21 protein-coding genes are annotated in these 24706 nt (G+C 71.3%); 13 read left to right on the top strand and 8 right to left on the bottom strand.

Features of this window, described 5'->3' with window-relative positions:
• Nucleotides 1-65: 65 nt before the first annotated feature.
• Nucleotides 66-647: a 5-formyltetrahydrofolate cyclo-ligase gene (locus ACH47Z_RS27145; RefSeq protein WP_399078365.1), complete on the top strand. Its 582-nt coding sequence runs from the start codon at nucleotides 66-68 to the stop codon at nucleotides 645-647.
• A 71-nt stretch (nucleotides 648-718) separates the two neighbouring features.
• Here the strand turns inward: ACH47Z_RS27145 and ACH47Z_RS27140 are convergent, their stop codons facing one another.
• Entirely contained in the window at nucleotides 719-3556 is a 2838-nt protein-coding gene (locus tag ACH47Z_RS27140) for a penicillin acylase family protein (protein WP_399078036.1), read from the bottom strand.
• 225 nt (nucleotides 3557-3781) lie between these two features.
• Here ACH47Z_RS27140 and ACH47Z_RS27135 point away from each other — a divergent pair, with 225 nt between their 5' ends.
• From ACH47Z_RS27135 to mscL, 6 genes are all read left to right on the top strand, one after another.
• Nucleotides 3782-5329, top strand: coding sequence for a potassium/proton antiporter (locus tag ACH47Z_RS27135; RefSeq protein ID WP_399078034.1), 1548 nt, complete (start codon nucleotides 3782-3784; stop codon nucleotides 5327-5329).
• Between the two features lie 297 nt (nucleotides 5330-5626).
• On the top strand, nucleotides 5627-6922 hold the full coding sequence (locus tag ACH47Z_RS27130) for an MFS transporter (RefSeq protein WP_399078032.1): 1296 nt from the start codon (nucleotides 5627-5629) through the stop codon (nucleotides 6920-6922).
• A 67-nt stretch (nucleotides 6923-6989) separates the two neighbouring features.
• The gene (locus ACH47Z_RS27125) at nucleotides 6990-7289 is read left to right on the top strand and encodes an FmdB family zinc ribbon protein (RefSeq protein ID WP_399078030.1); all 300 of its coding nucleotides are present in this window, start codon (nucleotides 6990-6992) and stop codon (nucleotides 7287-7289) included.
• Nucleotides 7290-7389: 100 nt separating this feature from the next.
• A complete protein-coding gene (locus tag ACH47Z_RS27120; RefSeq protein ID WP_399078028.1) occupies nucleotides 7390-8223 on the top strand; it encodes an S-methyl-5'-thioadenosine phosphorylase in 834 nt (277 codons plus the stop codon).
• Nucleotides 8224-8548: 325 nt separating this feature from the next.
• On the top strand, nucleotides 8549-9061 hold the full coding sequence (locus tag ACH47Z_RS27115) for a hypothetical protein (protein ID WP_399078362.1): 513 nt from the start codon (nucleotides 8549-8551) through the stop codon (nucleotides 9059-9061).
• Between the two features lie 138 nt (nucleotides 9062-9199).
• Nucleotides 9200-9676 (top strand): large conductance mechanosensitive channel protein MscL, encoded by a 477-nt coding sequence (gene mscL / locus ACH47Z_RS27110; RefSeq protein WP_399078026.1) that lies wholly within the window; start codon nucleotides 9200-9202, stop codon nucleotides 9674-9676.
• A 19-nt stretch (nucleotides 9677-9695) separates the two neighbouring features.
• Here mscL and ACH47Z_RS27105 read toward each other — a convergent pair whose 3' ends face one another.
• Entirely contained in the window at nucleotides 9696-9872 is a 177-nt protein-coding gene (locus ACH47Z_RS27105) for a hypothetical protein (RefSeq protein ID WP_399078024.1), read from the bottom strand.
• 88 nt (nucleotides 9873-9960) lie between these two features.
• Between ACH47Z_RS27105 and ACH47Z_RS27100 the strand changes: the two genes are divergently transcribed.
• The 4 genes from ACH47Z_RS27100 to ACH47Z_RS27085 all read left to right on the top strand — a co-directional run bounded on the left by ACH47Z_RS27100 (nucleotide 9961) and on the right by ACH47Z_RS27085 (nucleotide 14548).
• A complete protein-coding gene (locus ACH47Z_RS27100; protein ID WP_399078023.1) occupies nucleotides 9961-11199 on the top strand; it encodes a low temperature requirement protein A in 1239 nt (412 codons plus the stop codon).
• Between the two features lie 37 nt (nucleotides 11200-11236).
• Nucleotides 11237-12262 (top strand): P1 family peptidase, encoded by a 1026-nt coding sequence (locus ACH47Z_RS27095; RefSeq protein ID WP_399078021.1) that lies wholly within the window; start codon nucleotides 11237-11239, stop codon nucleotides 12260-12262.
• Nucleotides 12263-12426: 164 nt separating this feature from the next.
• Nucleotides 12427-13644, top strand: a complete 1218-nt coding sequence (locus tag ACH47Z_RS27090; RefSeq protein WP_399078360.1) for an Ig-like domain-containing protein — start codon at nucleotides 12427-12429, stop codon at nucleotides 13642-13644.
• Nucleotides 13645-13801: 157 nt separating this feature from the next.
• On the top strand, nucleotides 13802-14548 hold the full coding sequence (locus tag ACH47Z_RS27085; protein ID WP_399078019.1) for a DUF6227 family protein: 747 nt from the start codon (nucleotides 13802-13804) through the stop codon (nucleotides 14546-14548).
• 13 nt (nucleotides 14549-14561) lie between these two features.
• Here ACH47Z_RS27085 and ACH47Z_RS27080 read toward each other — a convergent pair whose 3' ends face one another.
• From ACH47Z_RS27080 to ACH47Z_RS27060, 5 genes are all read right to left on the bottom strand, one after another.
• On the bottom strand, nucleotides 14562-14813 hold the full coding sequence (locus tag ACH47Z_RS27080; protein ID WP_399078016.1) for a hypothetical protein: 252 nt from the start codon (nucleotides 14811-14813) through the stop codon (nucleotides 14562-14564).
• A gap of 120 nt (nucleotides 14814-14933) precedes the next feature.
• Complete coding sequence (locus ACH47Z_RS27075) at nucleotides 14934-17108, bottom strand: fructose-specific PTS transporter subunit EIIC (protein WP_399078014.1); 2175 nt, start codon at nucleotides 17106-17108, stop codon at nucleotides 14934-14936.
• Between the two features lie 283 nt (nucleotides 17109-17391).
• Complete coding sequence (pfkB, locus tag ACH47Z_RS27070) at nucleotides 17392-18339, bottom strand: 1-phosphofructokinase (protein WP_399078012.1); 948 nt, start codon at nucleotides 18337-18339, stop codon at nucleotides 17392-17394.
• Nucleotides 18336-19097 (bottom strand): DeoR/GlpR family DNA-binding transcription regulator, encoded by a 762-nt coding sequence (locus tag ACH47Z_RS27065; protein ID WP_399078010.1) that lies wholly within the window; start codon nucleotides 19095-19097, stop codon nucleotides 18336-18338. The genes pfkB and ACH47Z_RS27065 overlap by 4 nt, the downstream gene beginning before the upstream one ends.
• Before the next feature lie 252 nt (nucleotides 19098-19349).
• On the bottom strand, nucleotides 19350-20870 hold the full coding sequence (locus ACH47Z_RS27060) for an MFS transporter (RefSeq protein ID WP_399078008.1): 1521 nt from the start codon (nucleotides 20868-20870) through the stop codon (nucleotides 19350-19352).
• A gap of 63 nt (nucleotides 20871-20933) precedes the next feature.
• On the opposite strand from ACH47Z_RS27060, the gene ACH47Z_RS27055 reads away from it, so the two are divergent.
• A complete protein-coding gene (locus ACH47Z_RS27055; protein WP_399078006.1) occupies nucleotides 20934-21932 on the top strand; it encodes a helix-turn-helix transcriptional regulator in 999 nt (332 codons plus the stop codon).
• A 115-nt stretch (nucleotides 21933-22047) separates the two neighbouring features.
• Here the strand turns inward: ACH47Z_RS27055 and ACH47Z_RS27050 are convergent, their stop codons facing one another.
• A complete protein-coding gene (locus ACH47Z_RS27050; RefSeq protein ID WP_399078357.1) occupies nucleotides 22048-22635 on the bottom strand; it encodes a TetR/AcrR family transcriptional regulator in 588 nt (195 codons plus the stop codon).
• Between the two features lie 520 nt (nucleotides 22636-23155).
• Here ACH47Z_RS27050 and ACH47Z_RS27045 point away from each other — a divergent pair.
• On the top strand, nucleotides 23156-24145 hold the full coding sequence (locus ACH47Z_RS27045; protein ID WP_399078004.1) for a MerR family transcriptional regulator: 990 nt from the start codon (nucleotides 23156-23158) through the stop codon (nucleotides 24143-24145).
• Nucleotides 24146-24706: the final 561 nt, after the last annotated feature.

Here is a 24706-nt window from a genome sequence, read left to right as displayed (position 1 = left end):
AATCAAGAAGGGTACGAGGACGACCCGTGGAACACGACGGACGCATGAGCGATCCTGACAAGCGAATGTTGCGGCGGGAGCTCCTCGCGGTGAGGAACAGGTTGACGCCGGATGACGTAGCCGCGACAGGGCGCACGGTGGCGCGGCGCGCCCTGGAGCTGCCCGAGCTGGCGCACGCGCGCACGGTGGCGGCGTACGTCTCCGTAGGGAGCGAACCCGGCACGCGGGCGCTGCTGGACGCGCTGCGCGCGCGGGGCGTACGGGTCCTGCTCCCCACGCTCCTGCCCGACAACGACCTGGACTGGGGCGAGTACGCCGGCCCGGACTCCCTCGCGCGGGTCCGGCACGGCGGGAAAATGGCGCTCTACGAGCCCGCGGGCGGCAGCCTCGGCCCGGACGCCGTGACGGCCGCCGACGTGGTGCTCCTGCCCGGGCTCGCGGTGGACGCGCGCGGGATGCGCCTGGGACGCGGCGGAGGGTCGTACGACCGCGTGCTGGCTCGTCTGGAGCGCGCGGGCGCACGCCCCCGGCTCGTGGTGCTGCTGTACGACACGGAGGTCGTCGCGCGCGTCCCGGCGGAGGCGCACGACAAGCCGGTGCACGCCGTGGTGACACCCTCCGGCGTGCATCGCTTCCCGAGCGCCTGACACGACACGGAAACGGCCCTCCACGCGTGCGCGTGGAGGGCCGTTCCGGTGACCGTGCCGTCAGCGGTGGCTCACGGTTTGAGGACCAGCGTGTCGCTGGTGCTCTTGTCGACCGCGTTGGCCGAGAACGACCAGGGCAGCAACTCGCCCTTGGCCCACTTGCTCGTCTGGTCCGTGTAGTGCGCGCTAAAGGCGTGCCCGGAGGCGCCGGACAGGTTGATCCACCTGGACTTGTCGAGGTCGGCGAGGTTGACGACCATCCGCATCGACGGCACCCAGACGACGCCGTAGCCCCCGGCGGCGTTCCAGCCGGTGGCGTTGACCGTGGCCTCGCCGCCGCTGAGCTTCCAGGGGCCGCGGTTGAGGATGTACTGCAGGATCTTGGGGCCGTCGGTGCCGAGCGTCTGGTTCTTCAGGAACAGACGGTGCAGCCGGCCCCAGCTCCAGGTGTCGATGTCCTTGCCGAGCTTGGCGGTCAGCTCCCAGCGGGCGTCGATCATGGCGCGGGCGAAGAGCTGGTCCATCGTGGTCGCGGCGGGACGGCGGGTGCCGGACCTGGGGGTCTTCCACCAGTCGCTGTCCGGCTTGTCCATCAGGTTGCGCACGACCTCGAACCAGCGGTCGCCGCCGTCCGGCTGCGCCTGGTCGGTGTCGCGCTGGCCGCACTCGCGCACCTTGGTGTTGTCGTCGACCGGGCCGGTGCTGTCGATCTTGTCGACCCACAGGCACTGTCCCTTGACGCGCAGCTCCTTGGGGAGCTTGTTGCCGAAGGCGAGCTTGAGGATGTTGCGCCAGACGGCGTTGAAGTAGGCGGCCGCCGCGGAGTCGGACTCCTGGGTGTAGTCCCAGCCCTCCAGCAGCTTCTGCGCCTGGCGGACGTTCTTGTCGTCCAGGTTGATCTTCAGCAGCTTCGGCACCAGGAGCTTGGCGATCTCGCTGCTGTCGTCCAGCTGCATCTGCCGCATGTCGTCGGTGGAGATCTTGCCGCCGTCCTTGATCTTGGACTCGATCAGGTCGGTGATGCGCTGGCTGCGCGTGCCGTAGCCCCAGTCGGTGGTGAGCGTGTACGGGTACTTGTCCTTGTCGACCACGGCCTGGTTGGCGGTGACGATGTAGCCGCGCGGGGGGTTGTACTCGTAGGGCAGTTCGTCCTGCTTGACGAAGCCGGTCCAGCGGTACTTCGACTGCCATCCCGGCGCCGGGACGGAGCCGTCGTCCACCGAGGAGCGCGTGGGGATCTTGCCGGGCAGCGTGTAGCCGATGTTGCCGTCGGTGTCGGCGTAGATCAGGTTCTGCGAGGGCACGTCGAACAGGGCGGCGGCCTGGCGGAACTCGCTCCAGGCGGCGGCCTTGTCGATGGCGAAGACGGCGTCCATGGAGGTGCCCGGGTCGAGCGCGGTCCACCTCAGGGCGATGCCGTAGCCGTCACCGCGGTCGGGCGCGGCGGTGTTGACGGTGGCCTTCCTGCCGACCTGGACGAGTTCGTCGTCACGGTCGGACAGCAGCGGCATCCCGTCCTGGGTCTGGCGGACGACGATCGTCTTGGACGTGCCGCCGGCGACCCTGACGGTCTCCTCGCGGGTCTTGAAGGGCCGGACCTTGCCGTCGTACAGGTAGCCGTTGGCGGTCACCTTCTCCAGGTAGAGGTCGGTGACGTCGACGCCGGAGTTGGTCATGCCCCAGGCGATGTTCGCGTTGTGGCCGATGACCACACCGGGCATGCCGGCGAAGGTGTAACCGGTGACGTCGTACTGGCACTTGCTGGAGACGGTGCGGCAGTGCAGGCCCATCTGGTACCAGACGGACGGCAGGGACGCCGACAGGTGCGGGTCGTTGGCGAGCAGTGGCTTGCCGGTGATGGTGTACTGCCCGGAGACGACCCAGGAGTTGGAGCCGATTCCCTGGCCGTTCACGCCGACGGCGGTCGGGACGTTGTCCAGGACGTCGTAGAGGCCCCCCAGTTGGCTCGTGAGCGACGATCCGGCCGTGGACGAGGTGGAGGAGCCGGTCGTCCCCGTCGTGCCCGCAGAGGAGCCCGTGGTGCCCGTGGCGCCACCGGTCGTCCCGGACGTACGGGTCGTACCCGTCGTACCGGTGCTCTGCGAGGTCCCCGAGGCGCCGCCCTGCCGGAAGGTCTTGGTCAGCTCGCTGTACTGGCCGTCCTGCACTATCGGCTTGTTACGGCTGTACGGGTACTCGGGGTACAGGTCCTGGATCTGCTGCGGGCCGAGCCGGCTCGTCATCAGCGCGCGGTCGATCTCGTCCTGCATGTTGCCGCGCAGGTCCCAGGCCATCGCCTTCAGCCAGGAGACGGAGTCGACCGGGGTCCACGGCTGCGGCTTGTAGTCGTTGACGAAGCCCAGCGCCGCGTACTCCAGGGAGATGCCCTTGCCGTCCTTGCCCTGCAGGTAGGCGTTGACTCCCTTGGCGTACGCGTCGAGGTACTTCTTCGTGGAGGCCGACAGCTTGGTGTCGTACTCCTGCTTGGCGATCCGGTCCCAGCCGAGGGTGCGCAGGAACTCGTCGTTCTTGACCTGGCTCGTGCCGAACATCTCCGACAGGCGCCCGGAGGTCATGTGCCGGCGCACGTCCATCTCGTAGAACCGGTCCTGCGCCTGGACGAAGCCCTGCGCCATGAACAGGTCCTCGTCGGAGGACGCGTAGATCTGCGGGATGCCGTTGCCGTCCCGCTTGACGTCGACCGGCCCGGACAGGCCCTGGAGCGTGATCGTTCCCTTGGTCTGCGGGAAGGAGGCGCGGACGGTGCTGATCGACCAGTACGCCCCGTAGGCGATGCCTCCGATGATGGCCAGGACCAGAACCAGCACGACAAGTCGGGCTTTGCGCCCCTTCTTCCTGCCGGACTCGGCGGGCTTGTCACCCGTTGTGGCGGTGGTATTCGGGGGCATCGCTGTCCTTGCTGTCCTAACGCGAGCGGCAGGTCGGGCTGTGACTTTGAATGAGCGCTGGAGCAACCATAGGCGCAGGGCCCCACGCCGCTTGACGCGGAGTGGGGAACCAGCGTGTACGAACGTTCGATCTTGCCGCGACGAGCGTCAAGAAAGCGTCAAGAGTTAGGTAAGGTAACGAAGTACTTGGGTGCGGTGCGCCGCAGCCTCGGGTCTTCTGTACGTGTGTTTCGCGCCACCCGCGCGGGCCAAGGAAGGGAACCGCTGCTGACTGTTCACCACCTCAACCAGCTCCTGCTCGTCTGCTCCCTGGTCCTGCTCGTCGCCGTCGCGGCTGTCCGGATCTCCTCCCGCAGCGGGCTCCCCAGCCTGCTCGTGTACCTGGGGATCGGCGTCCTCATGGGCCAGGACGGCTTCGGGCACATCCACTTCAACAGCGCCGCGATGACCCAGGTCATCGGGTACGCGGCCCTGGTCGTGATCCTCGCCGAGGGCGGTCTCGGCACGAAGTGGAAGGAGGTCCGGCCGGTCCTGGCGTCGGCCTCCGTCCTGGCGACCGCCGGAGTCGCCGTCAGCGTGGGCGTCACCGCGGCGGGCGCGCACTATCTGGTCGGGCTGGAGTGGCGGCAGGCGCTCATCATCGGCGCGGTGGTGTCGTCGACGGACGCGGCGGCGGTCTTCTCCGTACTGCGCAGAATTCCCCTCCCCGCGCGCGTGACGGGCACGCTGGAGGCGGAGTCGGGCTTCAACGACGCCCCCGTGGTCATCCTGGTCGTCGCCTTCTCCGCGGCCGGACCCGTCGAGCACTGGTACGTCCTGCTGGGCGAGATAGTCCTGGAGCTGGCCTTCGGCGCGGCCATAGGGATCGCGGTGGGCTGGCTCGGGTCCCTGGGGCTCAGGCGCGTGGCCCTGCCCGCCTCCGGCCTCTACCCGATCGCCGTACTGGCCATCGCCGTCACGGCGTACGCCGCCGGCGCCCTGGGACACGGCAGCGGCTTCCTGGCCGTCTACCTGGCCTCGATGATGCTCGGCAACGCCAAGCTCCCGCACTGGCCCGCCACGCGCGGCTTCGCCGAGGGGCTCGGCTGGATCGCCCAGATCGGCATGTTCGTCCTGCTCGGCCTGCTGGTCACCCCGCACGAGCTGGGCGACGACATCTGGCCCGCCCTGGTCATCGGGCTGGTCCTGACCATGGTGGCCCGCCCGCTGAGCGTGGTCCTCAGCCTCGCGCCGTTCCGTGTGCCGTGGCAGGAGCAGACGCTGATGTCATGGGCGGGACTGCGCGGAGCCGTGCCCATCATCCTGGCGACCATCCCCATGGTGAACGGCGTCGCCGGCAGCCGCCGCATCTTCAACATCGTCTTCGTGCTGGTCGTGGTCTACACCCTCGTGCAGGGGCCGACCCTGCCCTGGGTGGCCCGCAGGCTGCGCCTCGGCGAGAAGGGCGAGGCCTCCGACCTCGGCATCGAGTCCGCGCCCCTGGAGCGGCTGCGCGGCCATCTGCTCTCCGTCACGATCCCCGAGGGCTCCCGGATGCACGGCGTGGAGGTCAACGAGCTGCGGCTGCCCACCGGGGCCGCCGTCACGCTCGTCGTACGCGAGGGAAAATCGTTCGTTCCGCTGCCGACGACGGTGCTGCGCCGGGACGACGAACTGCTGGTCGTCGCCACCGACCCGGTCCGCGACGCGGCGGAACGGCGCCTGCGCGCGGTCGCTCAGGGCGGCAAGCTCGCGGGGTGGCTGGGCGCCGACGGGGCGAGTGCCGGACGGTGAGCGCGGGCCGTGCCCCGAGGGCGCGCGTTACGGGTGCGTTTCGTACGATTCACACGGGCGCCAATCCCAGGTGAACAGGCCTCGGCGTGCTCGTTTTCACAGGTGCACAAGCCCTTGATCCCTGTAGGATGAAGGCACCCTGATCGAACCAACTCTGTCTGATGCAGAGCTGGCGCGACCGTATGGCGGCCGGAACGCCCTCCGCAGTGGCACCGGTATCTACCGCAGTTCCGCGCAAGAGGACAGCTCTCGGTGCCCCCGCACGGGCGCGCTACCAGGCGAAGAAAGGCACGGGCCGTGGAGTCCACGGTCACCACCGAGTCGGCGGAGAACCCGTCGGCGTCGTCCCGCCCCGGATACGGACAGCTGCTGCGCACCCGCGGCGCCTGGACGTTCCTGCTCCCCGGTTTCGCGGCACGCCAGCCGTTCGCGATGCTCACCATCTCCATCGTGCTGCTCGTGCAGCACACCACCGGCTCGTACGGCGCCGCGGGCGCCGCCGCGGCCGCGACCGGTGTGTCCATGGCGCTGTTCGCGCCGTACAGCGGACGCCTCGCCGACCGCTACGGCCAGCGCGCGGTACTGATCCCCGGCGTCCTCGTGCACACGCTGTCGGGCCTGTCCCTGACGGCGCTCGCGCTGGCGCACGCGCCGCTGTGGGCGCTGTTCCTGGCGGCCGTCCCGACGGGTGCCTCGGTGCCGCAGGTCGGTCCGATGGTGCGGGCGCGCTGGGGCGTGAAGCTGCAGGGCTCGCCCCTGATGACCACCGCGGCGGCGTTCGAGTCGGTCACGGACGAGCTGACCTTCGTCTTCGGCCCTCTGCTGGCGACCGCGCTGTGCACCGGCGTGACGCCGGCGGCGGGTCTGGTCACGGAGGGCGCGCTGACACTCGTCGGCGGTCTGCTGTTCGCCGCGCGGAAGAGCACGCAGCCGCCGGTGGCCGCCGAGAACGGGCACGCGCGCGTGCAGCACGCGTCCGCGCTGCGCGTGCCGGGCGTGCGTGTGCTGGTCGTCACCTTCCTGGGCATCGGATCCGTCTTCGGCGGTATGCAGGTGTCGCTGGCGGCGTTCACCGAGTCGATCGGCGAGCCCGGCCTGAACGGCGTCCTGTACGGCGTCTTCGCCGCCGGAAACATGCTGTCCGGCATCGCCTGCGGCGCGATCGCCTGGAAGGCGGCCCCCCAGCGCCGCCTGGTCATCGGTTACACGGCGCTCGCGATCATCGCGTCCGCCCTGTGGACGGCGCACTCGGTGCCGCTGCTCGCCGGGCTCGGCCTGTTGGTCGGCATGTGCATCGCGCCGGCGCTGATCACCGGCTACACGCTGGTCGAGGGCCTGGTCCCGGCTGGCGCCCGTACCGAGGCCTTCACCTGGCTGACCGGTGCGGTCGCGCTCGGGCAGGCGGCCGCCGTCACCGTCGCCGGACAGCTCGAGGACCGGCTGTGGGGCGGTGCGGGATTCCTGGTGCCGGCGGGCGGCACGCTGCTCGCGCTGGCGACCGTGGTGACGCTGCGATCACGGCTGGTGCCGCCGCAGCGGAACGTGACCGTCGCACGTGGCGTCGGTCACCGCGTGCCGGTGACGGTGGACTGATCCCCGGGAATACGTCACTATGGACCGTCGTTAGCACTCATTGAGTCAGAGTGCCAGGAGGAAGACAGTGCCGACCTACCAGTACCAGTGCACCGAGTGCGGCGAGGGCCTCGAGGCGGTGCAGAAGTTCACCGATGACGCCCTGACCGAGTGCCCCAACTGCGGTGGCCGCCTGAAGAAGGTGTTCTCCGCGGTCGGCATCGTCTTCAAGGGCTCCGGGTTCTACCGCAACGACTCCCGAGGCTCCACATCGAGCAGCACGCCAGCGTCGAAGCCGTCCAGCTCGTCGTCCGGCACGTCTTCGTCCGACGCGAAGCCGTCCTCCTCGTCCTCGTCGTCGAGCTCCACCAACAGCTCCGCCGCCTGACACCTCTCGCCCTGGACCCTGCCGTCGCACGACGGCAGGGTCTTGGGTGCTTCCGGGCACCGGCTCCCCCGTGGTCGTGCCGCCAGCTAGTGTGCTGGTCATGGCGAACGCAGAGATCGGCGTAATCGGCGGCTCGGGCTTCTACTCGTTCCTCGACGAGGTGACCGAGGTCCAGGTGGAGACCCCCTACGGGCCGCCCAGTGACTCCCTCTTCCTCGGCGAGATCGCCGGCCGGCGGGTCGCCTTCCTGCCCCGGCACGGCCGCGGCCACCACCTCCCGCCGCACCGCATCAACTACCGCGCCAACCTGTGGGCACTGCGCTCCGTCGGCGTCCGGCAGGTCCTCGGCCCGTGCGCAGTGGGCGGACTGCGCCCCGAGTACGGCCCCGGCACGCTGCTCGTGCCGGACCAGTTCGTGGACCGTACGAAGTCCAGGGCGCAGACCTACTTCGACGGGCTGCCGCTGCCCGACGGCACGGTGCCGAACGTCGTGCACGTCTCCATGGCCGACCCCTACTGCCCCACCGGACGGGCCACCGCGCTCAAGGCCGCCCACGGCCGGGACTGGGAGCCGGTGGACGGCGGCACGCTGGTCGTGGTCGAGGGGCCGCGCTTCTCGACCCGCGCCGAATCGTTGTGGCACCAGGCACAGGGCTGGTCGGTCGTGGGCATGACGGGTCACCCGGAAGCGGCGCTCGCCCGGGAACTGGAGCTGTGCTACACGTCGCTGACCCTGGTCACCGACCTCGACGCGGGCGCCGAGACCGGCGAGGGCGTCTCGCACGAGGAGGTGCTGCAGGTGTTCGCCGCCAACGTGGACCGGTTGCGCGGCGTGCTGTTCGACGCGGTGGCGGCACTGCCGGAGACCGCGGCGCGGGACTGCCTGTGCGTGAACGCGCTCGGCGGCATGGACCCGGGCTTCGAACTGCCGTAAGGCACCTGGCGGTTCACGGCGGGACCTGTGGAAAGCCGGGCGGAATTCTCCGTTCGGGTGGCCGAGTTATCCACAATCCGCCCGTCTTCCACCGGCTCCGACGGAATGCGGCGCGATGCCTCATCGTGGCATCGCAAGCCGAATCCCTCGTCGCAGGTGGTGATTTCCCGTGCCTTGGTCCGCTTCGTCCCCGACTCCGTCCTCACCTCCTCCCACTTCTCCCGCTTCGCCCGCACCCCTCTCTCATCCGCCTTCTTCGCGCTCTCGGCCCTCTCCACCACCGGCCTCGTCCCCGCTCCCGCCTCCCGTCCAGCTCCCGCGCCCGCTGGGCACGGACGCCCCCGCCACCTGTGAGATCCCGCAGTTCCCTCCGGTGTACGTGCGCGGCGGGCGGTATCAGCTGCAACGGCTCGTACGGCACCGCAGGCGGGCCATCGCGGCCGGCCTCGCGGTGACCGCGGCCGCCCTCGTCGCCGCCGGGCCGCGCACGGCGACCGAACCGCACCGCCCGGAGCAGGCCCGCGGACACCCGGTCACCGCGCCCGTACGACGGCACCCGCCGGTGGACATGGTGACGGCGCCGGTGCGGATCGCCGACGCGGCCACGGTCCGGCTGCTACGGCCCGGCGACCGCGTCGACGTCATCGCCGCGGAGGACCCGTCGGCCGGGGGCGTCGCGAGGGTGCTCGCGCGCGGTGTGCGGGTGACCAAGGTGCCGGAGCCTCTGGAGGGCGGGGCCGAGAGCGGGGCACTGGTGGTGCTGTCGGTGCCCCGTGCCACGGCGGCCCGGCTCGTGGGTGCGAGCGCCACGGCACGCCTGGCGGTGACGCTGTGCTGAACCGACTCGGACGGTTTGTCGGCGGCTTGCCGTCAAGTCGCTCGATCGAACGACGGGATTGGACACAATGGCCTCACCGTGCCGTAGGTTGCGGAGCGTTTCGTTCCACACCCTGTGCATGCGAGGAGAGTCCCCTAGGTGAGCGCGAAGAAGGAACCGAACATCTGGCAGGGCTTCAAGGCCTTCCTGATGCGCGGCAACGTCGTCGATCTGGCAGTCGCGGTGGTCATCGGCGCGGCCTTCACGAACATCGTGAACTCGGTGGTCAAGGGGGTCATCAACCCGCTGGTCGGAGCGATCGGTACGCAGAACCTGGATCACTACAGCTCCTGCCTGAAGGCCCCGTGCCAGGTGGCCGCGGACGGCACGGTCAAGAGCGGTGTGCCGATCCTGTGGGGCTCGGTCCTCGGTGCCACGCTGACCTTCCTGATCACCGCGACGGTGGTGTACTTCCTGATGGTCCTGCCGATGGCCAGGTACCTGGCCCGGCAGGCGGCGCAGAAGGCCGCGCGGGAGGGCACGAAGGAGGTCATCGAGGTGACCGAGCTGGAGGTGCTCAAGGAGATCCGCGACGCGCTGGTCGCACAGCGTGGATCGGGGCACGACGAGCGCTAGCGGCGCTGCCGCGAGCGGCTCAGAGGTGGTGGGGCGGCTTCTCGTCGAGGAAGCGCTTCAGGTCGGCCGCGCTGTCACCCTCCGCGCGCTCGCCCCACCCGCGGTCGGTGTCGTCCGAGGACTGCTGGTCCAGCGGGTCGTCGAAAACCAGCGTGGGCTTCGGGTCGCGGGACTCGGATTCCGGGGCGGTGCTCATGCCTCAAGAATACGGTGGCGCGACGCGGGCCCCGTTTTGTGAATCCGTTCACAAGCCTTGGGGCAGGTTTTCTGCTGTCCTGGGAGGCATGACGTCGAGTTCCGCTCCGGCGCCCGCCTCGTCGGGCGCACCCCAGTCCCCCGGACTCCTGCGCCGGCTCACCGCGCGCGGGCGCGACGAAGCGCACCGGGTCTCCTCCCCGCTAGAGCTGTTCTTCGACCTGTGCTTCGTCGTGGCGATCGCGCAGGCCGGCGCGCAACTGGTGCACGCCGTCGCCGAGGGGCACGCGGGCAACGGAATCCTCAGCTACGCCATGCAGTTCTTCGCCATCTGGTGGGCCTGGATGAACTTCACCTGGTTCGCCTCGGCGTACGACAACGACGACGCCCTCTACCGGGTCGTCACCCTGGTGCAGATCGCCGGCGTCCTGGTACTGGCCGCCGGCATCTCCCGGGCCTTCCAGCACCACGACTACCTGGTGGTCTGGCTCGGCTACCTGATCATGCGGCTGGCGATGGCCACGCAGTGGCTGAGAGCCGCGAGATCGGCCTCGGGCTCGGAGAGAACCATGGCGCTCCGGTACGCGACCGGTGTGCTGCTGTGCCTGGTCGGCTGGCTCGGACTGGTGGTGCTACCCGGGCCCGCCCGGCCGTGGGTCTTCCTCGTGATGGCGATCGCGGAGATGTGCGTGCCGCTGTACGCCGAGAGGAGCTACGAGACCTCCTGGCATCCGCATCACATCGCCGAGCGGTACGGCCTGTTCACCATCATCGTGCTCGGCGAGACGATCTCCGCGGCGACGGTCGCCGTGAAGTCGGCGGTGGACCAGCACTCCGCGCTGGGCGAGCTGCTGCCCATCGCGGCGGGCGGCCTGCTGATCGTCTTCTCCGCGTGGTGGATCTACTTCGTGGTGCCCATCCACGGCCACCTGCGCTCCAACGGGCAGGCGTTCCTGTGGGGTTACGGGCACTACCTGATCTTCGCCTCGGCCGCCGCGATCGGCGCCGGCCTGGAGGTGGCCGTGGAACAGGCGGTCGGCAACGCCCACATCTCCACGCTGTCCGCCTCGGCCGCCGTGACCCTGCCCACGGCGCTGTACCTGCTGACCGTGTGGGCCCTGCACTCGCGGCACTTCAAGGTCGGCATCGCCCAGCAACTGGTCCTGCCGGTCACGGCGCTGCTGGTGATCTGCTGCAGCTTCCTGGGCGAATGGGCGGTGCTCGCGGCGGGGCTCGTGTCCGCGGGCGCGGTGGCGACCGGCACGACGCTGACGACGCGCATGGTCGGCCGGGAGCGCACGGCAAGCGCCACCGCGACCGCCGACTGAGCCCTCGGCGGCGGGCGGGCGGGCCAGACTTGCCCTCATGACAGTTGACGCATTGACGGACGTCGCCGGGGTGCGGGTGGGGCACGCCACCCGCCGCGGGGACGGCTGGCTCACCGGCACCACGGTCGTCCTCGCCCCCGAGGGCGGCGCCGTAGCCGCCGTGGACGTGCGCGGCGGTGGCCCCGGCACCAAGGAGACCGACGCGCTCGACCCGCGCAACGTGGTGCAGCGGGTCGACGCGATCGTGCTGACCGGGGGCAGCGCATACGGGCTCGACGCGGCGTCCGGGGTGATGGCCTGGCTGGAGGAGCAGGGCCGCGGGGTGCGGGTGGGGCCGGATCCGGCGCACGTTGTGCCGGTCGTGCCCACCGCGTGCCTCTTCGACCTGGGGCGCGGAGGGAACTTCCGCGCACGGCCCGACGCGACGACGGGGCGCACGGCGGTGGAGGCCGCGGCGGCGGCCGCACCGGGCGCGCGGGTGCCGGAGGGGTGCGTGGGGGCCGGTACGGGCGCCGTCGCCGAGCGGATCAAGGGCGGAGTGGGCACCGCGAGCACGGTGCTCGACTCCGGGATCACCGTGGCCGCGCTGGCGGTCGTGAACGCCGCGGGCGCCGTGGTGGATCCCGGTACGGGGGCGTTGTACGGGGAGTTGTTGTTGCAGGGGCGGGTGGAGTATCCGGAGGAGCGCGTGCTCGAGGCCGCGCGCCGGCGGCTCGACGAAGCGGCCACCAGGAACGCGCCGCCCCCGCTCAACACGACGCTCGCGGTGGTCGCGACCGACGCGGACCTCTCCAAGGCGCAGGCACAGAAGCTCGCGGGGACGGCGCACGACGGGATCGCGCGCGCCGTACGGCCGGTGCACCTCCTGCACGACGGGGACACGGTGTTCGCGCTCGCGACCGGCACGCGCCCGCTGGACGGACACCCCTTGGCGCTCAACGAGATCCTGGCCGCCGGCGCGGATCTCGTGACGCGCGCGATCGTGCGGGGGGTGCGCGCCACCGGGTCGGTCGACGGGCCGGGTGGAGTGTGGCCGTCGTACGGGGAGTTGTACGAGCGATAGGAGCGGTGTGGGGCGGGCGTGGGGCGCCTGTCGGGGCTGGATTGTCGCGGTTCTGTCACGCGATCGTGTTCATGGGATACGGCGGGAACCTTCGCGGGTGCCGGTGCACTCCTTCTTCACGCACTGGAACGGATCACGCACATCACATGAACCTGGAGCAGCCCGTGACAACGCCGGACATTGCAGCGCGGCGCGCACTGGGGGCCTGTGCCGCCCTGATGGTCGGCGCCCTCACCCTGACCGCGTGCGGCGGCAGCGCCAATGCCACCAACGACGACAAGGGCGGCAAGGAATCCCCCAAGACGTCGACGGCGAAGATCGTGATCTCGGCGAAGGACGGTTCGACCAGCGCGTCCATCAACGCGACCGGGGTGAAGGTCAGCGGCGGCAGGCTGACCGATGTGAAGATGACCGTGGCGGGGTCCGGCCAGAGCGTGGCCGGGGCGATATCGGCGGACGGCAGCAGCTGGAAGCCGAAGGAGCAGCTGGACCGCGGGACGAAGTACGAGATCGACGCGACCGCGAAGGACGCGAACGGGCGCACCGCGGCGGCCAACTCCATCTTCACCACCGTCACCTCGGCGAACAGCTTCATCGGCACCTACACACCGGACGGCGGCAGCACGGTCGGGGTGGGCATGCCCGTGTCGTTCACCTTCGACAAGGCGATCACCGACAAGAAGGCCGTGCAGTCGCACATCACGGTCAACTCCAGCAGTGGTCAGCAGGTGGTCGGGCACTGGTTCGGGAACCAGCGGCTGGACTTCCGGCCGCAGGAGTACTGGAAGGCCGGGTCCCAGGTCACGATGAAGATCGACCTGGACGGGGTCCAGGGCACGAACGGCGTCTACGGAGTACAGAAGAAGACCGTCTCCTTCACCGTCGGGCGGTCGCAGGTGTCCACCGTCGACGCCAACACGCAGACGATGACGGTCGTGCGGGACGGCAAGACCTTCAAGACGGTGCCGGTCTCCACGGGCAGCCCGCAGCACACGACGTACAACGGGCAGATGGTGATCTCCGAGAAGTTCACGCAGACCCGCATGAACAGCCAGACGGTCGGCCTGGGCGGCGAGTACGACATCCCGGACGTGCCACACGCCATGCGTCTGACGGAGTCCGGCACGTTCATCCACGGCAACTACTGGTACAACAAGGGCAACCCGCCCTTCGGCCGCGAGGGCACCAGCCACGGCTGCGTCGGCATGACGGACGTGCAGGGCGCGCAGGGCGACACGACGGCCAAGTGGTTCTACGACAACTCGCTCATCGGGGACGTCGTGATCGTGAAGAACTCCCCCGACACGACGGTCGCCCCGGACAACGGGCTGAACGGCTGGAACATGTCGTGGAGCGCCTGGACCGCGGGAAGTGCCGTCTGAGCGGCGGCCTTTGACGCAACGCGGGGCCGCGCGGGAACTTTTCGCGCGGTCCGCACGTTTTCCCGGCGTACGTTTTCTCGGTTCCCGGACATGATGTCCGACGGAGGGGCTACGGTATGCACCCACAAGGTGACATGCAGCAACGCCGGGAGATGCCTTGAGCGTTCCGTACGAGACAGCAGCGTACGAACCAGCCGAGTCGCCCGAGTCTCCGGAGGAGCATCTCGCGCGGCTCCTCGGCCGTGCCCTGAACTCCTTCGAACTGCCCGACGAGGTGATACGGCAGCTCGACTGCGCGCTGGCGCACGACAGTTCGCTGCACTCCGCGTACCACAGCGCGGGGCGGCACCGGGAGACGTACCGGCACACCTGGCTGCTCGCCGACGGCTCGGCGGTCACGCTGTGGGAGCTCGTGCACAATCCCACGCCGGGCGACGCCCCGGAGCACGAGGTGTACGTCGACGAGGAGGAACTGCAGACGGCCACCGCACGGCTCGGGCTGCCGCCGGACGCGCCGGAGTTCGAACTGCCCGCGCTGATGCGGCTGTGGGCGATCCCCGAGCCCCGGCACGTGTTCGCCTCCGACGACTCGGCGGACCATGCGCGCCGGCTTCTGCGCCGTGCGGAGAACCCGGACCGGCCCGGCGCGGAGACGGCGGCGCTGCTGGCGACGGCGACCGCGCACGAGATCACGCAGGCGTTCGGGCGCCCGGGGCGGGTCGGACGAGTGGGATTGAGCTACGCGCTGTACGAGCACGCGTTCCTGCTGCCGGACGGGACCGAGGTCTCCCTGTGGGAGGCCGAGCACACGGCGACCCCCGACGGGCGGCACATGTGCGAGGTCTACCTGTCCGAGGACGCGGCCCGGGATGCCATGGAGCGGCGCGCGGCTCGGCAGGGGTAGCGCCCTTCCGCCGTCAGCCGCCGGCGAGTTGCCGTACCAGGCCCGCGAACGCGTCCTGTTCCGCGGGGGTCAGCTCGACGGACTCCAGCGGGGGGCCGACCCGGGTCTGGCGCGGCAGCGCCGGGAGCGGGGGCGGGATGCGCCGCGCGGGGGCCTGGAGGCCGGTGCGGCCCAAGAGGCGCAGCAGGACGACGGTCCAGACGACGGCCGCCGCGGCGAGGACGGCCACGCCGATCAGCTGGAGAGTCGGGGCGTACTCAGGCATGCGTCCCAGTACACACCACGGTCCGGGACTTTGGTCCCGGACCGTGACGTATCTCGCAGGTGCCGTGAACAACTCACAGCGAACTAAAGGGACAAGATGCGGTGAGGGGTGACGCGGTCGTCACACCGCCACCGGCTGCTTGGTCTCCTTCGGGGTCGTGGCCGGATTGGCCGCGGGGTCGCCGGCCGTGGACTCGGGGGTCTGCTTGCGCATGCCCTTGAGGAGGACGACCAGGCCCGTGGTGGCGCAGACGCCGACCGCGATGGCGATCAGGTAGAGGAACGGGTTGCCGATCAGCGGGACCACGAAGATGCCGCCGTGCGGGGCGCGCAGGGTGGCGCCGAAGGCCATGGACAGGGCGCCGGTGAGCGCGCCGCCCACCATCGAGGACGGGATGACCCGCAGCGGGTCCGCCGCCGCGAACGGGATCGCGCCCTCGGAGATGAAGGAGGCGCCCAGGACCCAGGCGGCCTTGCCGTTCTCGCGCTCGGTCTGGGTGAAGAGCCTGCCGCGCACGGTGGTGGCCAGGGCCATCGCCAGCGGCGGGACCATGCCTGCCGCCATCACCGCGGCCATGATCTTCATCGCGGAGTCGCTGGGGTTGGAGACCGCGATGCCGGCGGTGGCGAAGGTGTAGGCGACCTTGTTGACCGGGCCGCCCAGGTCGAAGCACATCATCAGGCCGAGCAGGGCGCCGAGCAGGACGGCGTTGGTGCCGGTGAGGCCGTTCAGCCAGTCGGTGAGGCCCTTCTGGGCGGAGGCGATGGGCTTGCCGATCACGACGAACATCAGGAATCCGACGATCGCCGAGGAGATCAGCGGGATCACCACCACCGGCATGATGCCGCGCAGGGCCGGCGGGATGTTGACCTTCTGGATGGCGATCACCACGCCACCGGCGATCAGACCGGCGGCCAGGCCGCCGAGGAAGCCCGCGTTGATGGTCAGTGAGATGGCGCCGCCCACGAAGCCGGGGACGAGGCCTGGTCGGTCGGCCATGCCGTAGGCGATGTAGCCAGCCAGGACCGGGACGAGGAAGCCGAAGGCGACGACGCCGATCTGGAAGGACAGCGCGCCCCAGCTGTCGGCCTGGGTCCACACGAAGTGGTCCATCACCGACGGCGCCTTGTTGATCTTGTAGCCGCCGATCGCGAACCCGAGGGCGATGAGGAGGCCGCCCGCGGCGACGAACGGGACCATGTAACTGACGCCGGACATCAGCCACTTACGGAGCCTGGTGCCGTAACCCTCGGTGGAGTCGCCCGCGCGCTCGACCGGCGTGCCGCCCGACGCGGACGCCGGAGCGCTCGCCTCGCCGCGCGCCGCCTTCCCGCGCACCTCGCCGATGAGTTCGGCGGGGCGGTTGATGCCCGCCTTCACGCCGACGTCGACGGTCGGCTTGCCCGCGAAGCGGTCCTTGTCGCGTACGGGGACGTCGTGCGCGAAGATCACGCCGTCCGCGGCCGCGATCACCGCCGGGTCGAGCCGGGTGAAGCCGGCCGAGCCCTGCGTCTCGACGACCAGCTCGACGCCCGCCTCGCGGCCCGCCTTCTCCAGGGACTCGGCCGCCATGTAGGTGTGCGCGATACCCGTCGGGCAGGAGGTGACGGCGACGATACGGAAGGGGCGCTCGGCGGAGTCCGCGCCGGAGCCGGCGCCCGCGGGGGTCGCCTGCGCCGGAGCGGGCGCGCCCCGCGTCTCCGCCTGCGCTGCCGTGGTGACCGCTGCGGCGCCGGCGGAGGCCGCCACCGGCGTCGCAGCGGTGTTCTTGGAGGCGCTCACGGCGCCCTCAGCAGCGCTCGACGCACCTTGCGCGCCCTCCCCCGAAGGCTCCGCGCCCGACACCGACGGCGCCTCGTCGCCCCGGATCAGCGCCGCCGCGGTCTCCGCCTCGGCGACTGCCCGCAGCGCCGAGGTGAACTCGGTGTTCATCAGCTGGCGGGCCAGGGAGGAGAGGATCGTGAGGTGGGCGTCGTCGGCACCGGCAGGGGCCGCGATCAGGAAGATCAGGTCGGCCGGGCCGTCCGGGGCGCCGAAGTCGATGCCCGCGGCACTGCGGCCGAAGGCGAGCGTCGGCTCGGTGACATGGGCGCTGCGGCAGTGCGGGATGCCTATGCCGCCGTCGAGGCCGGTCGGCATCTGGGCCTCGCGAGCGGCCACGTCGGCGAGGAAGCCCTCCAGGTCGGTCACCCGGCCCTGGGCCACCATGCGCTCGGCGAGGGCACGCGCCGCCGCTTCCTTGGTGTCGGCGGACAGGTCGAGGTCGACCAGGTCCGCGGTGATCATGTCGCTCATCGCGGGCTCCTATGCACGCGTATCGCCCGGGGGAAGGAGTGGGCGGAGATGGGGACGGGGGTGCTGTGGGGGCGTGTGACCGGACGGGAGGCGGGGCCGGGGAAACCCCGCCTCCCGGGGGCGGCACCGTGGCTGGGCCGGAGGTGCCGTCCGGTGGCCGCGGCGAGTAACGGGGAGTCCCGCCGCTTCGGGGCCGATCGGGTGGGTGCGCCCGGGGGCGCGGGGCGGGGGCGTGCGCCCAGCCGCCGGGTGCCGGGGCGTGCGCCGCAGAGCGCGAGTGGGGTCATGACACCGGCTCCGTCAGTTCGCGGTCGAGCGGGATCTCGGCCGTGACGGTCACCGCCGCCGGATCCAGGTCGGCGGGGGTCGGCATCACGCTGCCCGGGAGCTGGACGGCGGCGGCGCCGTGGGCGACGGCGGAGGCGAGGGCCTCGGGGCCGCTGCCGCCGGCGATCAGGAAGCCGGCGAGGGAGGAGTCGCCGGCGCCCACGTTGCTGCGGACGGTGTCCACACGCGCGCGGCCGAACCAGGCGCCCGTGTCCTCCACAAGGAGCTGCCCGTCGGCGCCCAGGCTCGCGAGCACGGCGCGCGCGCCCATGCCGCGCACCTCCTCGGCCGCCTTCAGCGCGTCACCCACGGTCGCCAGGGGGCGCCCGACGGCTTCCGCGAGCTCCTCGGCGTTCGGCTTCACCACGTCGGGCCGTGCACGCAGCGCCTCCAGCAGCGCGCGCCCCGAGGTGTCCAGGGCGATGCGCGCACCCCCGGCGTGCGCCCGCGTGACGACGTCGGCGTACCACGAGGGCGCGAGCCCCCGGGGCAGGCTGCCGCAGCACGCGATCCAGTCGGCGTCGTGCGACTGGGTGCGCACCGTGTCCAGGAGGAGCTCCTGCTCCTCCGCGGACAGCTCCGGCCCCGGCGCGTTGATCTTCGTGAGCACCCCGTCCGCCTCCGCGAGCGCGATGTTGGAGCGGGTGGCTCCGGCGACCGGGACCGGCGCGACCTCGATGCCCTGCGCATCGAGCAGATCGGCGACGAGCGCCCCCGGCGCACCACCCAGGGGCAGGACGGCGACCGTGCGCTGACCGGCGGCCGCGACGGCGCGAGAGACGTTCACACCCTTGCCACCCGGGTCCATGCGCTCGCCCGTGGCGCGGATGACCTCGCCGCGCTCCAGCGTGGGGACCTCGTAGGTGCGGTCGAGGGACGGGTTGGGGGTGACGGTGAGGATCATGCGCGCACTACTTCCGTGCCGCCGCGCTCGATGGCGGCGGAGTCTTCGGGGCTCAGCCCGCTGTCGGTGATCAGCAGGTCCACGTCGCTCAGGTCGCCGAAGCGGGCGAAGTGCTCCTGGCCGTACTTGGCGGAGTCGGCCAGCAGCACCACGCGGCGGGCCGCGGCGACCGCGGCCCGCTTCACCGCGGCCTCGGCGAGGTCGGGGGTGGTCAGACCGTGCTCGGCGGAGAAGCCGTTGGCCGCCACGAACAGCACGTCCGCCCGGATCTCGCCGTACGCGCGCAGCGCCCAGGCGTCCACGGCGGCGCGCGTACGGTGCCGTACGCGCCCCCCGATGAGGTGGAGCTGGATGCCGGGGTGGTCCGCGAGGCGGGCCGCGATCGGCAGGCTGTGCGTGACGACGGTGAGTGAGGACTCCAGCGGGATGGCGGCAGCCAGTCGCGCCACCGTCGTTCCGGCGTCGAGGATGAGCGTGCCCTCGCTCGGCAGTTCCGTGAGAGCCGCCTTGGCTATGCGGTCCTTCTCGTCGGCGGACGTGCCCTCGCGTTCGGCGAGGTCCGGTTCGAAGTCGAGGCGTCCGACCGGGATGGCACCGCCGTGCACCCGGCGGACCAGGCCGGCGCGGTCGAGGGCCTTCAGATCGCGGCGGATCGTTTCCGCCGTGACCTGGAACTCCTCGGCGAGCGACAGCACGTCCACCCGGCCGCCGTCACGGGCGAGCCGGAGGATCTCCTGCTGCCGTTCCGGTGCGTACATCCCGTTCGCCTCCGCCTCGATGTCCGTTCGCTTCCGACTGATGCCCGAACGTGTGGTTTCAGCCGTGAGGCTACGCCCAGTTTTCCGGAATGTAAACAGGTTCAGACTTCAATCGGGCATGAACGGACCTCTGTCCTCCGCGTGCGGTTCCCGTGCGTGTCCGGTGCGGACGCGCGAACAGCAGGAGGGCCCGGCACCTGATCGGTGCCGGGCCCTCGTCGTGCGGTCCTCGTGCCAGGTCGTCGTGCCTGGTCAGGCAACCAGTTCCGGCTCCCGGTCCGTGACCGACGCCGCCGGCTCGTCCCCCGCGCCCTCCACATGCTGGGCCGGCCGCTTGGGCAGGGCGGACATCAGCAGGAAGATCGCGCCCATGATCCCGGCGACCCACCACAGCGCGTGCTGGAAGGCGTGCACGAAAGCTGGGCCGACCTGGGCCGCAGTCAGCCGGTCGCCGATCTCGCCGAAGAACACCACCGACACGAGTCCCAGGCCGAGCGCGTTACCCATCTGCTGCACGGTGTTGATCAGCCCGGACGCGGAACCGGCGTGCTCGCGCGGTACCTCCGAGAGCACCGCGTCGGTCAACGGGGCCACGATCAGCCCCATGCCGGCGCCCATCACGACGAGCGGCAGGGCCATCTGCCAGGAGGCGATGGCGAGGCCGTAGCGGTGGGCCTCCCAGAGGTACAGCAGCACGCCCACGCCCATCACAAGGGCGCCCGCCTGGAGCACCTTGCGGCCGAAGCGCGGGACCAGCTTCTGCACGGACATCCCCGCCGCCACGGACACCGCGATCGAGAACGGCACCCCGGTCAGGCCGGCCCGCAGCGGGCTCCAGCCCAGGCCGATCTGCATGTACAGCGTCCAGACCAGGAAGAAGATGCCGAGCGCGACACCGAAGACGGTCTGCACGGCGATGCCCGCGGCGAAGCTCTTCACCCGGAAGAGGGACAACTCGATGAGCGGGGAACCGTCCCTGGCCGCCTTCCGTTTTTCGTACGACACCAGCGCCGCGAAGACGACGAGTGCACCGGCCATGCAGAGGTACCCCCACAGCGGCCAGCCCAGCTCACGGCCGCGGGTGAGCGGGTAGAGCAGCATCAGCAGGCCCAGCGAGACCAGGGCGACGCCGACGAGGTCCAGCTTCAGCGCCTTGGGGGCCTTGGACTCGGTGATGAAGCGGCGGCCGAGAAGGAAGGCCGCGATACCTACGGGGAGGTTGATGAGGAAGATGGGCCGCCATTCGAGGCCGAACAGGTTCCACTCCGTCAGGAGTGCGCCGAGCAGCGGCCCGGAGACCGCGCCGAGGCCGACGATCGCGCCGAACAGACCGAAGACCTTGCCGCGTTCGTGGGCCGGGAAGGTGGCGTGCACGATCGACAGCACCTGCGGCACCATCATCGCCGCCATACCGCCCTGCAGAATGCGGGAGGCGACCAGCATCTCCGGGTTCACGGCGAAGCCACACAGGGCGGAGGCGAGGGTGAAGCCGCCGATACCGATCAGGAACAGCCGCCTGCGGCCGTGGATGTCGCCGAGCCGACCGCCGGTGATGAGGGCCGCGGCGAAGGCGAGGGCGTAGCCGGCGGTTATCCACTGGATCTGGCTGACGGAGGCGTGTGCGCTCCGCTGGATGGACGGGATGGCGATGTTGACGATCGTCACGTCCACCAGGTCCATGAAGGCCGCGGTCATGACGATGGCCAGGGCGAACCAGCGGCGCCTGTCGGCCGGGGCCGGCCCAGGGGTGAGGGTCTGTTCCGTGGAGGTCATGTCCGCAAAGCTAGGACCCTATTAGGTCAGATCGTGTCCTAGTTGTACGGCATTCTCGTAGACATGACTACCGACACACCCGCCCGGCTGTTGCAGTTGCTGTCGCTTCTCCAGACCCCGCGCGAGTGGCCCGGCGGTGAGCTGGCCCACCGGCTCGGGGTGTCCCGTCGTACCGTGCGGCGGGACGTCGACCGGCTGCGCGAGCTGGGCTATCCGGTGCAGGCCACGAAGGGCGCGGACGGCGGATACCGGCTGGTCGCGGGCAAGGCGATGCCGCCGCTCGTGCTGGACGACGAGGAGGCGGTGGCGATCGCGGTGGGGCTGCGGGCCGGTGCCGGACACGCGGTGGCGGGCGTGGACGAGGCGTCGGTACGGGCCCTGGCCAAGCTGGAGCAGGTGCTGCCGTCCCGGCTGCGCCACCGGGTGTCCACCCTGCAGGCCGCGACCACGCCGCTGACCAGCGGGGACGGGGCGAGCATCGCGCCGGAGACGCTGACCGTGATGGCGTCGACGGTGGCGGGACACGAACGGCTGCGGTTCGCCTACCGCGACAAGGAGGGAGGTGAGTCACGCCGGCTGACCGAGCCGCACCGGCTGGTGTCGACGGGACGGCGGTGGTACCTGGTCGCGTACGACCTCGACCGTGCCGACTGGCGCACGTTCCGGGTGGACCGGGTCAGTGAGCCGTTCGCGACCGGAGTGCGGTTCGCGCCGCGGGAGTTGCCGACGGGGGACGCCGCCGAGTACCTGCGGCGGTCCATCAACCGGCGGCAGGAGACGTACGAGTTCGCCGTGCGCTTCGCCGCTCCGGCCGAGCAGGTCTCCGCGCGGGTACCGGCCTGGCTCGGGGTGCCGGAGGACGACGGCGAGGGCGGCTGTGTGCTGCACGGCACCTCCGGCGATCCCGTGGAGTGGCTGGCGATACGGCTCGCGATGGCCGGGGCCGAGTTCACCGTACGAGGGCCTGGAGAACTGGCCGAATGTGTACGGGAGTTGGGTGGGCGGCTCAGCCGGGCGGGGGGTGTGCGGCAGGGAGGCGTCGAGGCGTCCGGGGAGGTGTGACCGGGATCCAGGCACCCAAGGGACTTGGCCGGGAGCGCGACGCGCAGGTGTCCAGAGCGGCGGTCTGACCCAGGGGCGCAAGCACACGTGCGCGTCTCCCTCTCGACAGGGCGGCCTAGCTCTCCCCGCTCCAGTCGAACGCCCGCAAGGCACCGAGATTGTGCAGCGCGAGGGCGGCTGGGCCCTCCGGACCGGTGGGTGGGGCGGGCGTGGCGGCCCAGGACTCGACGGCCACGCGTACGGCCGCGCCGGCGACGGCTGCGGCGAAACGGAGAGAGGGGGTGACCGGGCGGGGACCGGTGGGCGTGGGGCGAGCTGCGAGGATCTCGCCCAGGGCCGTCTCCGACGTCTGGCACACCTCGGCCCATACCTTGCGGAGGGCGGGGCTGGTGTCGGCCAGGCGGATCAGGGTGCGGACCCACTCCCAGGACGCGGACGAGACGCCGAGGCCGGGGGTGAGGGTGTGGCGGACGGCGTGTTCCAGGGCCTCGGGGATGCCGAGGTGGACCGGGGCCGCGCGGACCGCTTCCGCCCAGCGCTGGGCGCCGGCGGCGTAGAGCGGGGCGACCGCTTCCTCCTTGGTGGCGAAGTAGCGGTAGAAGGTACGGGGTGCGATGCCCGCGGCCTGGGCGATGTCCTCGGCACGGGTCGCCCGCAGGCCCTGCCGGACGAACAGTGCGCCCGCCGCCCGGGCGATCTCCATCCGGGTCTCCGCCTTCCGCCGTTCGGTCAGCGAGACCGGCGCGGAGTAGGAAAACTGCTGGTGGGCGGCGCTGGGGGTGGTGCTCATGCCGGCAGGCTATGCCCATGTGGCAGAATCTGCCATCCGCGCGGTCCACCCCGGGGTTCAGGTACGGGGTGGACCGCCGTTCCAGCATGTCCCGCCGCCATCGGCACCCTTGTGTGCGAGGACGGGACGACCGCCCCGGCGAGGGCCCGCAGGCCGGTGCCGGGGCCGCAGCCGAGATCGAGCACGGTGTGCCCGGGGGGGAGGAGGCCGGGTTCCTCGAGTGTGAGCCGCTTGTACGAGCGGCCGAGGTCGGTCGTCGCGGGCCCGTCGCGGTACGTGACCGAGTCGGACCGGGCTGTCCCGAACGCGGAGGGCATCACACGGCCCGGTCAACCAGCCGGCGCACGGTGCCGGGCACACCCCTCTCCCCCGTCACCCGGCCGCCTCCCCGCAGACTTGAGTCTCCCCCAGCGGGAGACCGGAAGGTGGGCTCATGCGTGACGGCACCCTGTACTCGATCGGTGAACTGGCCCGGCGTACCGGCCTGTCGGTCAAGACGATCCGGCTGTACTCCGACCGCGGTCTCGTCGTACCGGCGGACCGCACCGCGGCCGGATACCGCCGCTACGGCCCCGACGCCCTGGCCCGGCTGGCGCTCGTACGGGCGCTGCGCGAACTGGGGCTCGGCCTGGACGTGATCCGGCAGGTCCTGGACCGGCCGGTCACGCTCGGCCGGATCGCCGCGGAGCAGGCGGCCGCGCTGGACACGCAGATCAGCGTGCTGCGTCTGCGCCGGGCGGTGCTGTCCGCCGTGGCCGGGCGCGCACCCACCCTCGAGGAGGCGGAACTCATGCACCGGTTGGCGACCCTGTCCGAGACCGAGCGTCGACGGCTGATCGACGGCTTCCTGGACGCCGTCTTCGAAGGCCCTGACATCGTCTGCGAAGTCCCCGCCGACAGCCCCGTCCCACACAACCCCCCTGCCGCAGCCCGGCGTTCCATGACCCCCGAGCTGCCCACCGACCCGACCGAGGAACAGCTCGCCGCCTGGCTGGAGTTGGCCGAGCTGGCCCTCGACGACGGTTTCCGTGCGGCCGTACGGCGGCTGGCCCGTGACCACGCGCGAAGCGCCACCCACCGGACACCGCGCCCGGATGTCGTCGCCGTCGCCCGCGAACTGGCCGGGCCCGTCATGGCGGCCGGCACCGCACCCGACGCACCGCAGGCGGAGCCCGTCGTCACGGCCCTCCTCACCCGGTACGCACCCGCCCCCGGTCGCCGAGGAGACACCGTGCCCGGCGACCGAGGGACCGCCGAGCCCGCCGCATGGCTGCTCCGCCGGCTGGAGTCGGCGCGCGATCCCCGCTGGGACCGTTACCTCCAGCTGCTGGCCCTGATCAACGGCTGGCCGGCCCCTGACCCCGTGGCACCCCTGATCGACTGGACGGTCACCGCCCTGCGCGCCCACACGCCGGCCGCGTGAGGCCCGACAGGCGTACAGCGCACGGGAGTTGACCGGACGCGAAGACAAGAGAGCCGGGCTCCGGCACCCAGGGGGGATGGGCGCCGGAGCCCGGCTTCGGGAGGTCCCGGCGCCGGGGGGGATGGTGCGTCGGGACGTGGTTCGCGTGGGGACGGCCGGCGGTACGAAGGCCGCCGTGCGGCGCGGCTGTGCGTGTCAGGTGAGTGGTGTGTCGTGGTGCGGTGTGTCAGCCGCGGTGGGGAGTGCGGTCGCGGTTCCCGGGGCCCGGTGAAGGGCCCGCAAGGGTTGTTCCCTCGGGTCCGGGCGTTGAAGCGACCGGACCACGCCATGTTTGCGCCGTCTTTCGCCACCGGCGTGCGCCGCCACGAACACCCCACCGGCGCACGCTGCCCCGGGCACCCCACCTGCGCAGGTCGCCCCGGGCGCACCACCGGTATGCGCCGCCCCGTGCACCGCACGCCCACACCCGCGCACCACACACTCAGCCGCACCCGCAGGCGCCACAACTCCGCACGCCCACCCTCCCGCAGGCGCCCGGCACCGCATCACGGCGGCACCGCG

Source organism: Streptomyces sp. NPDC020192, from assembly GCF_044388685.1.
Lineage (GTDB): Bacteria > Actinomycetota > Actinomycetes > Streptomycetales > Streptomycetaceae > Streptomyces.
Note: the sequence above shows the minus strand (reverse complement) of the source record. Positions and strands in the feature narration are given on the sequence as shown.

What these genes read in the sequence shown, in the direction of transcription:
- ACH47Z_RS27145 (WP_399078365.1), top strand. Translation starts at nt 66, where the DNA reads ATGTTGCGGCGGGAGCTCCTCGCGGTGAGGAACAGGTTGACGCCGGAT.
- ACH47Z_RS27140 (WP_399078036.1), bottom strand. Translation starts at nt 3,556, where the DNA reads ATGCCCCCGAATACCACCGCCACAACGGGTGACAAGCCCGCCGAGTCC.
- ACH47Z_RS27120 (WP_399078028.1), top strand. Translation starts at nt 7,390, where the DNA reads ATGGCGAACGCAGAGATCGGCGTAATCGGCGGCTCGGGCTTCTACTCG.
- ACH47Z_RS27105 (WP_399078024.1), bottom strand. Translation starts at nt 9,872, where the DNA reads ATGAGCACCGCCCCGGAATCCGAGTCCCGCGACCCGAAGCCCACGCTG.
- ACH47Z_RS27100 (WP_399078023.1), top strand. Translation starts at nt 9,961, where the DNA reads ATGACGTCGAGTTCCGCTCCGGCGCCCGCCTCGTCGGGCGCACCCCAG.
- ACH47Z_RS27095 (WP_399078021.1), top strand. Translation starts at nt 11,237, where the DNA reads ATGACAGTTGACGCATTGACGGACGTCGCCGGGGTGCGGGTGGGGCAC.
- ACH47Z_RS27080 (WP_399078016.1), bottom strand. Translation starts at nt 14,813, where the DNA reads ATGCCTGAGTACGCCCCGACTCTCCAGCTGATCGGCGTGGCCGTCCTC.
- ACH47Z_RS27075 (WP_399078014.1), bottom strand. Translation starts at nt 17,108, where the DNA reads ATGAGCGACATGATCACCGCGGACCTGGTCGACCTCGACCTGTCCGCC.
- pfkB (WP_399078012.1), bottom strand. Translation starts at nt 18,339, where the DNA reads ATGATCCTCACCGTCACCCCCAACCCGTCCCTCGACCGCACCTACGAG.
- ACH47Z_RS27065 (WP_399078010.1), bottom strand. Translation starts at nt 19,097, where the DNA reads ATGTACGCACCGGAACGGCAGCAGGAGATCCTCCGGCTCGCCCGTGAC.
- ACH47Z_RS27060 (WP_399078008.1), bottom strand. Translation starts at nt 20,870, where the DNA reads ATGACCTCCACGGAACAGACCCTCACCCCTGGGCCGGCCCCGGCCGAC.
- ACH47Z_RS27055 (WP_399078006.1), top strand. Translation starts at nt 20,934, where the DNA reads ATGACTACCGACACACCCGCCCGGCTGTTGCAGTTGCTGTCGCTTCTC.
- ACH47Z_RS27050 (WP_399078357.1), bottom strand. Translation starts at nt 22,635, where the DNA reads ATGGAGATCGCCCGGGCGGCGGGCGCACTGTTCGTCCGGCAGGGCCTG.
- ACH47Z_RS27045 (WP_399078004.1), top strand. Translation starts at nt 23,156, where the DNA reads ATGCGTGACGGCACCCTGTACTCGATCGGTGAACTGGCCCGGCGTACC.